Raw genomic sequence first — 1,160 nt, 5'->3', positions numbered from 1 at the left:
GACGATCGCACTGGACAATATCTGCCAGAAGCCGAAAACGAATGTCCAGTTGTGTGCGTGGGTCACTGACAAGGATACCCCGCTCGCGTCACTGACCGTGAATCTGTTCTACCGCAACAGCCCGGCATCCTCATACACGTCGGTGGCCACAACTCGAACCGATAGCACATTCTGTGCCACGGTACCATCCAGCCAGCTGCTGTGTACCGGGGACAGCATCCAGTATTACTTCACAGCCTCGGATGGTGAGCACACGGTCGGGAGTCCCCCGACCGCGCCGGTCGGGCATCACGCTTTCCCAATCTGTCCAACCAATGCCAACGCTGGGCCGGATAAACAACTGACCTGCTCTGTGACTCAGGTTCAGCTGTCGGGATCGTCCACGACAACAGGTGTAACATTCTCGTGGTTGGCGTCCAACGGCGGCCACATCGTCTCGGGTGGTTCGACGGCGACCCCGACCGTGGATGCGGCCGGAACCTACGTTTTGACCGTCACCGATCCGACCAACAACTGCACCGGCAAAGACACTGCGCTGGTGACGCTTAACACGACGAAGCCGGTTTTAAGTTGCTTAGGTGACACTCTCACATGCGACAGCACACAGGCTACGGCATCAGTGATCTCTTCGCCATCGGTGGGAGTCACTTATCTCTGGACTCCAGCGCCTGTGAGCGGTCAGGGCACATCTGCTGCCCGTTACAACACATCTGGTGCCAAGAAAGTCGTCGTGACGATCACAGCCACCGGATGCAAAGACTCCTGCACAGCAACGATTGTCCAGAATATCGCGGTGCCCAACGCCAACGCCGGCTCAGACAAAGTCCTCACCTGCCTGGTTACACAGATCAACCTGTCGGGCTCCTCAAGCACGCCCGGCGCCACTTTCAGTTGGGGTGCCTTCAGTGGCGGACACATCGTGTCCGGCGGCAACACCGCCACGCCGCTGGTTGACGCGGCCGGGACCTACATCTTAACCGTACGCAATCCAGTTAACCACTGCAGCGCTCAGGACACGGCGATCGTCATCATCGATCGCGCCAAGCCTGTTCTCACCTGCACCGGTGACGAGCTGACCTGCGACAGCCTGTTGGCGACCGCATCGGTTGTTTCCAATCCCGCAGTCGGTGTGACCTACGCCTGGAATCCCGCGCCAATCA

General features: G+C 59.1%; 1 protein-coding gene. It reads left to right on the top strand.

Translation table 11 applies throughout. The features are described 5' to 3' along the window. Positions 1-1,160 (top strand): hypothetical protein (locus AB1772_13495; protein ID MEW5797354.1); only part of this gene is annotated, 1,160 nt, incomplete at both ends.

The organism is Candidatus Zixiibacteriota bacterium, from assembly GCA_040752815.1.
GTDB lineage: Bacteria > Zixibacteria > MSB-5A5 > GN15 > FEB-12 > JAGGTI01.
Note: the sequence above shows the minus strand (reverse complement) of the source record. Positions and strands in the feature narration are given on the sequence as shown.